At 64.6% G+C, this 6,539-nt stretch carries 7 protein-coding genes; all 7 read right to left on the reverse strand.

All coding sequences use genetic code 11. The annotated features are described in order from the left end of the window. A partial coding sequence (locus GE300_RS23445) for a heavy metal-binding domain-containing protein (RefSeq protein WP_267905484.1) occupies positions 1-163 on the reverse strand: 163 nt, incomplete at its 3' end. A 61-nt stretch (positions 164-224) separates the two neighbouring features. Beyond that, positions 225-1,179, reverse strand: a protein-coding gene (locus tag GE300_RS21715; protein WP_154449661.1) for an IS630 family transposase whose coding sequence is annotated in 2 segments (ribosomal slippage) — positions 225-836 and positions 838-1,179 — 954 coding nt in all. Because the reading frame shifts where the segments join, the coding sequence is not laid out codon by codon here. A gap of 396 nt (positions 1,180-1,575) precedes the next feature. Continuing rightward, positions 1,576-2,787 (reverse strand): IS91 family transposase, encoded by a 1,212-nt coding sequence (locus GE300_RS21720; RefSeq protein WP_325063360.1) that lies wholly within the window; start codon positions 2,785-2,787, stop codon positions 1,576-1,578. Positions 2,788-2,791: 4 nt separating this feature from the next. Beyond that, positions 2,792-3,652: a tyrosine-type recombinase/integrase gene (locus GE300_RS21725; RefSeq protein WP_154449662.1), complete on the reverse strand. Its 861-nt coding sequence runs from the start codon at positions 3,650-3,652 to the stop codon at positions 2,792-2,794. A 63-nt stretch (positions 3,653-3,715) separates the two neighbouring features. Beyond that, positions 3,716-4,687 carry a ribose-phosphate diphosphokinase gene (locus GE300_RS21730; protein WP_154449663.1) on the reverse strand — a complete coding sequence of 324 codons (972 nt, stop codon included), beginning with the start codon at positions 4,685-4,687 and terminating at the stop codon, positions 3,716-3,718. Further along, the gene (locus GE300_RS21735) at positions 4,684-6,192 is read right to left on the reverse strand and encodes a thymidine phosphorylase family protein (RefSeq protein ID WP_154449664.1); all 1,509 of its coding nucleotides are present in this window, start codon (positions 6,190-6,192) and stop codon (positions 4,684-4,686) included. The genes GE300_RS21730 and GE300_RS21735 overlap by 4 nt, the downstream gene beginning before the upstream one ends. Then, a partial coding sequence (locus GE300_RS21740) for an MBL fold metallo-hydrolase RNA specificity domain-containing protein (RefSeq protein ID WP_325063361.1) occupies positions 6,189-6,539 on the reverse strand: 351 nt, incomplete at its 5' end. The genes GE300_RS21740 and GE300_RS21735, both read right to left, overlap by 4 nt.

Genomic DNA, 6,539 nt, shown 5'->3' on the forward strand with positions numbered 1-6,539 from the left:
CCCCGTGGTGGTCGTGCCCAGCATGGGCGGCGGCGTCCGATTCCGGCACCAGATGCATCCCGCATTTCGGGCAGTCGCCCGGACCGTTCTGCCGCACCTCGGGGTGCATCGGGCAGACGTAGATGTCGGCTTCGGGGGTGGAGTGATGTGCGTGATCGGTCATTGGGAATTCCTATCGGAGCAAGTCGGTGTCAACCTATTCCTTCCATTAGAGCGTCGTCCATTTAATCTGCAACATATCCGGCAGCCTTGAAGAGGTTTCTGCATTCTTGTGGTGGAAAGAGGTCGCAGGTTTGAGCGACGGATTGGAACAGCGCGTCGAAGGTGCGTGCCTTGAGCCGTCGCAGATGTGCTTTGAGCTTGGCGTATGCCATTTCGATTGGGTTCAGGTCGGGGCTGTAGGGCGGCAGGAAGAGGAGCCAGCTTCCCTGCGCTTTCAGGATGGCTTGCGCCTTTGCGGATTTGTGGGACGACAGGTTGTCTGCGATCACGACGTCACCTGGCTGCAAGGTCGGGGCCAGTTGTGTCTCGATGTATATGTCGAAGGCGGCGCGGTTCATTGGGCCGTCCAGAACCCAAGGTGCGCTGAGTTCATCCAACCGCAGCCCGGCGATGAAGGTCTGCGTTCGCCAATGGCCGAAGGGTGCGTCCGCCTCAAGCCGGGTGCCCCGGAGGGATCGGCCCCGCAGGCGTGTCATCTTGGTGGTGACGGCGGTTTCATCAAGAAACACCAATCTGTGCGGCTCACGGCGCATCCTCGGCATTCGACGCCGCCACTCGTACCGCGCCGCGCGGACCCTTTTGCGCAGCCTCTCTGCCGCGATCAGAGATTTTTTTATATGTGAACCCAAGGCGATGGACCAAGTGGCGAGAGAGCATCGCCGGTGTGGCGACAAGGTCATGCTCCTGCTTCAACGCTTCGGCCAGCTCCGGCATAGTGATGTCCGGTTCGGCTTGCACGCGCAATTTCAACCAATCGCAAGCAGCGTCCAACTTGCTTCGTCGAGGCCGTCCCTGAGGCGCAGCTTTCACGCAGCCGGTTCGCCTTTTGCGCTGCATGATCCGCACCGCGCTCGCGGCCGATATCCGCAAACGCCGCGCCGCTTCATGGCAGGAAAGTCCCTCATCTACCAGCGCTACGACGCGCTCTCGAATGTCCAAAGATAGCGATTTTCCCATGATCCACCTCCACATATGGTGAATCACAAAATCAGACCTCTGGGAATCTGGAGGGTTCTGTGAGGTCGCGGCGCCTGTCGGGCGCCCAGCGACCTCATTGAAGCCGGATTGAAAGAAGGCGGGGATTGTGCGCGCGGGGCTATGGGGATTGTGGACCCGGCCGATGTGTGTCGGTGCCGTCGTGAGCCGAAGATGGAGCGGTTGCAGGCGATGGTTGGGGCTGGTCGCGGGTGCAATTTGCGGCCCATGGGGTCCAATCGCGTCCGTTGCGCGCTCGAATCGACGATGGCGGGGATCGAAGTTGGCGGGACGCGCGCGTTGGACCAACCCTATCACGGATCGCCGACAGGGTCGGTATGCGAATATCGGCAAAGACGACCGCCGTCATGGTTCGGATCATGACGCTGCACTCCTGAACGGTGGCGCACGTGGGCTGGGCCGGTGAAAGCTGTGTGGCATGCAGCCGATGATACGCATGATGCCGCCGCAGTGAGGACAAGCAGGTATGGCGGCGGCCGGTTCGCTTGATGGGCCTGACGCCGCCGCATCTTGGTCGCCGCCTCCGATGAGTGACCGGCAGAGTGCCAGCTTGGCAGCGCGATGGCGGTTTGCCATGAAGCCGAAGGAGCGGATGCGGTGAAAGCCGTCCGGCAGAACGTGGAGGAGAAACCGACGAATGAACTCATCGATCTTCAGCCGCATCACCTTCGATGCACCACCGTCGCGATAGTCTTTCCAGGTGAAGGCAACATGGGTCTCGTCGAGGGCAACGAGGCGGGAGTTGGCGATCGCGACGCGGTGCGTGTAACGACCGAGATAGGCGAGGACCTGTGCGGGACCGCCAAAGGGCTTCTTGGCATAAACGACCCAGTCGACGCGCCGCATGGCGGCGAGCTGCGCGGCAAACTCCGGAGGGTTGGCGAGTGGCGCGAGATCACCATGGAAGCCGAGATTGCCGGCAGTGAAGGCGGCAGCCAATCGTTTGAGAAACAGCCGCCGGAAAAGACGCGAGAGCGGTTTGACGGCCAGAAAGAAGTTAGGACGGCTTGCGATCCAGCGCGTCCCGTCGGGCGCGAGGCCTCCGCCCGGGACGACACAGTGCAAATGCGGATGATGGGTCAGGGCCTGACCCCAGGTGTGCAGGACGGCGAGGCCGCCGACCCCGGCGCCGAGACGGCGCGGGTTCGCCGCCAGCGTCGTCATCGCCTCGGCGGCGGCCCTGAACAGGATCGCGTAGACGAGCCTCTTGTTCTGGAAAGCGATCGCCGCGATCGGTTGGGGCAGTGTGAAGACGATGTGGAAATAGGGAACCGGCAGCAGCTCGGCCTGACGCGCGGCGAGCCAGGTCGCGCGGGCTGATCCCTGGCACTTCGGGCAATGGCGATTGCGGCAAGAATTGTAGGCGATACGCGTCACGCCACAATCGTCACAGACCTCGACGTGACCGCCGAGCGCAGCGGTGCGGCAGGCGGTGATCGCGCTCATCACCCGCTTCTCGACCCGGCCGAGACGGCCCTCATGAGCGCGGGCATAGGCGGGGCCATGACGGCGTAGGATGTCGGCGACCTCCAGCGCCGGCCGCTCGAACCGGCGCCCGGGATGGACCACGCTCTTATCCCGGCGGTGTCACCTCCAGCGACAGACGGTCGAGCGGGCTCGGCGTCGCCCGGATCGTATGGGAAGCGACTTGAGTATAGCGTGCCGTTGAGGACAGATTGGCGTGGCCGAGCAGCGCCTGGATGATCCGGATATCGGCGCCGTTCTCCAGAAGATGCGTCGCGAAGCTATGGCGCAGTGTGTGCAGCGTCACCCGTTTGCTCAACCCCGCTGCTTTCGTGGCCGAGCGGCACGCCGCGTGCAGCGTCGTCGGGTTGATCGGCCGGTCTTCATCACGACCTGGAAACAGAAACCGCTGCGGCCGGGCAAGGCGCCAGTATGTGCGGAGAATGTCGAGGAGCTGCGCCGACAGCATTACGTTGCGGTCCTTGGCACCCTTCCCTTGACGAACCCGGATGACGCCGCGACCGCTGTCAATATCCTCGACGAGCAGCCCCGCCACCTCCGAGGCCCGCAGTCCCGCCGCATAGGCGGTCGTGAGCGCCGCCCGGCTCTTCAGGCTGGACACAGCTTCGAGAAACCGGACGACCTCGTCGGTGCTCAGGACGACCGGCAGCTTGCGTGGTGTTCGGGCATAGGGAATGCGCTCCGGCACTGTCGCCTCATTGAGCGTGACGCCGTAGAAGAACCGCAGCGCGCAGACGATCTGGTTGAGCGACCCCCAGGAAACACCCTTCGAGACAAGATGCACCTGGAAGTCGCGGACCTCATCCAGGCCAAGCTTGTCCGGTGAACGACCAAAATATCGACTGAACTTCGAGACCGCGCTGACGTAGGATCGCTGCGTCGCCGGCGACAAATTGCGGACGGTCATGTCCTCGATCATGCGGCGACGAAGAGGGCTGAGATCGGCCATCGGAAAACTCCTGTTTGAGAAATGGGTTGAACACCCATGATCCTCTCAGACAGAAAGCGACCCTTACAAACCCGCCCCAAACGCCGCGTTAGCGGCTTCGTTCAATCCTCTCGATTCAGATTTCAAGGACGACGCTCTAGATGGAAGGTCAAGACCCGACAGAACTGATCGAACCGCCGAGGCAAGCATCGCGGCGGTTCCGATCGCATTGGATGGGTGCGGTATGGTATCGGTGGTGACGATCCGGGCGGCTCCGGCTGACATGATGACGTCTTGGGCCCCTTCCGCAAAGACCGCGTGGATGACCAGGCAGACAGGCGCTGTTGTTCCGGCGGCAAGCAACCGTTCGACGGCGCGTGCCATCGTGCTCCCGGAAGATGCGATATCGTCGAGGATCACCGGTGTGCCTGACTGATGCGCCGCGCTTTCGGGCACGCTGACGTCGACTCTGCGGTCGCCGGACCTCACCTTGCGCAGAACCTCATGGGGCCGCCCGGCCAGCCGGGCCACCTCGGCCACCCATTGCTGGCTTTCGCTGTCGGGTCCCAGAAGAACGGCGTCAGGCAGGTTCGTTTCGATCCATTCCGCAAGCAGCGGCGCGGACACGGCGCGGACCGCCGGCATCGGAAAGACATCCCTAAGCCGCGCGATGCGGTGCAGATGCGGATCCACCGTCACCAGCCAGTCGAAGCTTTCCCCCAGGAATTGCGCGAACAGCGGCGCACTGACCGCCTGCCCGGCGTCGAAACGGCGGTCCTGCCGCATGTAGCCGAGATAGGGGGCGATCAATCCGACGCGGCGCGCGCCCATCTCGCGGGACGTCGCTGCGGCGAAGCGCAGAGGCAGGGCAAGGCGGTCGGGATCGCGCAATGTCGCCAGCAGCGCCACGTCTGCCCCGTCCAGATTGCCGGGCAGCGAGATCAGGCTTTCGCCATCGGGGAAACGGTGCCAGTCGAGCGCACGCAACTCCGCCCCAATCGCGGGTGCCAGGTCTTCGGCGAGCGGTTGCATCTCGGGAAACGGAACAAGGATCATGACACCCCCTCGGACAGGGTGAACAAGTCGGTCTGGGACTCGGCATAGGCCAGGGCATAGCCCAGTTCGCCCGGTGTTTCGGCATGAAGTTCATAGAGCGGCTGGCCTTTGTCCACACGATCACGGATCCGCGCAAGCAATCGAATACCGGCGCGTTGCTGACGCGGGGCACCGGCCAGCTTGGCGATGCGGGCAATCCGGCGGTTGTCCACGGCAGACAACTGGCCCGCATGCGGGGCGCGTATCTCGATGCGCTGTGCCGCGCTCCCGGGTTCCCGGAAACCGCCCTGTGCCGCGCAAATTGCCATGAACTTCGCTTCCGCGGCGCCACTGTCGAGAAGCGACTGCGCGCGGTCCCGCCCCTGCCCCCGCACGGCGTTCGGCGCGAGGTCCAGAAGATGCCCGGCCAGATCCAGCGCCCGTTCGCGCAGGTCGCCGGGCGCTTCCGGCATGCGCCGCAGAACCGCCAGCACGTCCAGGGCCTCCAGCGCCGGGCCGATGCCGCGCCCCACGGGGGCCACGCCGTCGCTGATGTGCAGCGCCAGGTTCAGACCCAACGCCTCGCTCACCGATGACAGCCGGGCACCGAGGGCTTCGGCGGCCCCGGCCGACCGAACTTTGGCGGTGGGTCCGACCGGCATGTCGATCAGGACATGCGTGGCACCGGCCGCAGCCTTTTTCGACAGTACGCTGGCCACCAGCTGACCGGTGGAGTCGAAATCGAGCGGGCGTTCGACACGGATGAAGTGATCGTCGGCGGGGCTGAGCGCGAGCCCGCCGCCCCAGACGATGCAGCCGCCTTCTGCTTCGACCACCCGGCGCAGCGCATCACCGTCAAGAACGACCGGTGCCATGACCTCCATCGTGTCGGCTGTCCCCGCGGGTGAGGTTATCGCACGGCTCGACGTCTTGGGCACCAGATGCCCCGCCGCAGCGACAATGGCAACAACGATCGGCGTCGTCCGGTTGCCCGGCAATCCGCCGACGCAATGTTTGTCGAGAACGGCCCGGTCCCCCCAGTCGAGCATCTGCCCGGCATCCCTCATGGCGCGGGTCAGGGCCACGGTCTCGGCCTCGTCCAGCCTGTCGCCCGCACAAGCGGTTACGAAGGCGGCAAGGTCGAGATCCGATAGCCGGTTGTCGAGCGTGTCGCTGACGATCGCCGCGAACCCGGCCTGATCCAGCCTGTTGCCATAGGCCTTTGCCCGGATCACGGACGCCGAAGCGGGCGGTTCAGGGTGCGAGAACGCGGCCCTGTCCCCTGCCTGCGCTCCAAGGGCCGCCCAGGCGGAAGACGACAATGCCGCCTCGTCCACGGCAAGCCATGCCCCGCGGGCGATCACATTCAGGGTTGCGATGATCCACCGGTCCTTCAGGTCGATCCTTACGCGGGTCTGGGCCGCAAATCCCTCGGAGCGGCAGACATGGCAATCTTCATGCATGTAGACGACCGGCTGCCGGTAGGTGTCGATGCCGGAGGGGACAAGGGCAAGCGTATCGGTCATCGCGGCCGGTCCAGATAGACGGTTTCGAGGTGCTCCGCGACGCGCACGGGTCGTCCATGCTCATGTTCGACGCGAAATCGCAGGGTGTCCGCGGCGACAGGCTCCCCGTGGGTCAGATAAGTCATCTCGGGGGCGGGACCGACGGACATCCAGCGCAGGATTTCGTCGGCATCGGCGTGCCCGGAAAAGGACTGGAGCTGGACCACTTCAGCCTCGATCGGAAACTCCCGACCGAACATGCGCAATGTCCGCGCACCTCGGGCCAGCGCCGCGCCGCGCGTGCCGCCGGCCTGAAAACCGGACAGCAGGATCGTGTTCCGTCGATCCCCGCCGAAGCTGGCCAGATG

Source organism: Halovulum marinum, from assembly GCF_009697225.1.
GTDB lineage: Bacteria > Pseudomonadota > Alphaproteobacteria > Rhodobacterales > Rhodobacteraceae > Halovulum > Halovulum marinum.

Coding starts and splice junctions, on each gene's coding strand:
- GE300_RS21735 (WP_154449664.1), bottom strand. CDS start 6,192: ATGACCGATACGCTTGCCCTTGTCCCCTCCGGCATCGACACCTACCGG.
- GE300_RS21725 (WP_154449662.1), bottom strand. CDS start 3,652: ATGGCCGATCTCAGCCCTCTTCGTCGCCGCATGATCGAGGACATGACC.
- GE300_RS21730 (WP_154449663.1), bottom strand. CDS start 4,687: ATGATCCTTGTTCCGTTTCCCGAGATGCAACCGCTCGCCGAAGACCTG.